The sequence below is a fragment of the Calditrichota bacterium genome, assembly GCA_014359355.1.
GTDB lineage: Bacteria > Zhuqueibacterota > Zhuqueibacteria > JANLFK01 > Oleimicrobiaceae > Oleimicrobium.
In genome coordinates, this window is sequence record JACIZP010000126.1 from 1 (window position 1) to 2,111 (window position 2,111).

General features: G+C 59.1%; 2 protein-coding genes. Both read right to left on the bottom strand.

The genetic code is table 11. The annotated features are described in order from the left end of the window. Positions 1–1,403: hypothetical protein (locus H5U38_05290; GenBank protein ID MBC7186435.1), on the bottom strand; the 1,403-nt coding region annotated here is incomplete at its 3' end. 47 nt (positions 1,404–1,450) lie between these two features. Next, positions 1,451–1,684 (bottom strand): hypothetical protein, encoded by a 234-nt coding sequence (locus H5U38_05295; GenBank protein ID MBC7186436.1) that lies wholly within the window; start codon positions 1,682–1,684, stop codon positions 1,451–1,453. Positions 1,685–2,111 lie beyond the last annotated feature (427 nt).

Below are 2,111 nucleotides of genomic sequence, written 5' to 3' on the forward strand. Positions count from 1 at the left end.
CGCGCGTTGCGCTTCAAATCCTCAAGGTCATCGCCCATCACCAGGGCAAACACCAAACGCAAAGTGTCGCCAGCACGCCAATCAAAGGGGCCAGTGGAGACCAAGAAGGTAGCCGGAGCAAGATATTCAGGATGTCGGGCTGCGATAGTGGCGGGAGAGTCGAAATGAGGGTCGAGTACCCCGTTCGGATCAGGAATGAAAAAGTGATTCTTCAAGTCCGCAGGGAGCCCAGAGGTGTCGCCGCTCAACACCTTGTACTGCCACAGATCCCTGTCCTTCCGCTCGAGGTAGCTAATCCAACGGCCCGTAGCATCTTCCGCTTCGGCCTGACAAAGGTGCCACCCGCTCATGCCGGCCTTTTCCCCTTCTGGTTCGTCGACCTCACCATCGAGGTCGTTGTCGATGCCATCCCCCGGGGGAGCAAGCGGCGTCTCAAGCAATTCGATACCCATGTAAGGCCCCCCGAGCTCTGGCCTCTTATACCAGTAGCCCATATCGTAGCGGCAACTCTGCCCTCCCATCCCATCATCACCATGGCGGATGTAGCCTACGAGATCACCTACCCAGGTGGCTTTGGAGCTACGCACTTCGCAGAAGACCCCTGCATAGACCCCTCTGTAGTGGTGCACCGCAGTATTGATTAAATCGAGTTCATAGAACGTCACATCTTCGGCATAGCTGTCGGCGAAGGCGTGCACCTGGCACTCCACTTTGGCCCCGATAGGGTAACTCTGGGCACCGAGGGAAGTGCGGTTAGCGTAGGGCTTGTCGGTAAAACAGAAGAAGAGGTCCTGATCGGAGACGAAAACTCCGGAGAGGGGCTTGCCGGTCTCTGGGTCCTTGGCCCAGGCTCCAGGCCAGCGGCGGAAGCCGTACAGGTCATAGGGCCAAGTCTCCGGAAGGGTGGAAGTAGCCATAATAGGAACCTCAGGCTCCGGGCTGTCGGGGTAGAGATCGCCCGCCAGAAGTTCGCCCGAGAAGTACATCCCCCTGGAGCCAAGGCACGGCCCCCAATCGGGACCCTGTATCCCTTCGTGAACATAGCGGGAGATGCCCTCTGCCACTGCGGGCCCTAAACTGACTGTGTCCCCTGCCTCCTGGTCGAAGACTCGTGGTGTCCAAGGACCCTCGGGAATGCCTAGGACGAAATCAACATACTGAAAAAAACCGAAGTTTCCTTTGTATAGTTGCCTTTGATAAGGGTACCCCGGGCCGGAGGGCCAGGCAATGTGGCCATTGGGAAGAGCCACCCTCCTGACCTGGCCAACTTGTGTGACGCCGAGCGAAAAATCAGGGCCCACCTTAGTTTGCGCGCGCAGGGAGGTTGGCATGGCGGCCAAGAGCACTGCCATAGTGACCACCCAGCCGCCTTTCACCTCACGCGGCGCCTTCTCTCGCATCATGGCCGTTCTCCTCTCAATCCGCGCGCTAGCACCGCGTACAGGGCTCACTACCGATCAGGTGGGGCTATCTCTTCCTCCCCGACCATGTGAAAGTCGTGGTACTCGTCTTGGCCGTAACAGACGAAAGAATAATAGTCATGGAGGCCCTGGTAAGAGGCCTCCACATCCAGCTCTACCGGCGGCGACCCTGGTGAATGGCAGTCGTCCAAACAGAGAAGATAGTACCCATTGGTGGCGCTGGTAGTTTGGGCGCATGCCTGCCCGTTCTTCGATGCCGTCACCTGGGCACCTCCAGCTATCATCCACCGCTGCTTGCTTTCATTCCAGTAGTACGTGTACCCCCGTATTCTGTTGGGCTCGGTTGTGGGTATATCGGCGCGTGGGGGTAAAACGAAGGCCAGAAGCAGAAGGCCTACAAGCCCCCAGCAGCACGATGGCTTTGCGGCGCATGACGTCACCTCCTCTGCTTCCTGACGCGCCCGCAGGCGCTCACCGCCACGTCCGACGCGGTGCCAGCGCTCATTGTAATCTAGCTACGATTCGGCACACTGTCAAGCGAAATCAGGCACGAGGGTGGAACCAGGAGCATCACGGGCTCGGTGCGCACTTGGTAACTATTCGCACGGTGCGCCCGGCCTCCCCCGTTACCTCACCACGGCAAACTTGCCCCGGTGGGTCCTGCCCTCCGGCGTCTCCACCACATACAGG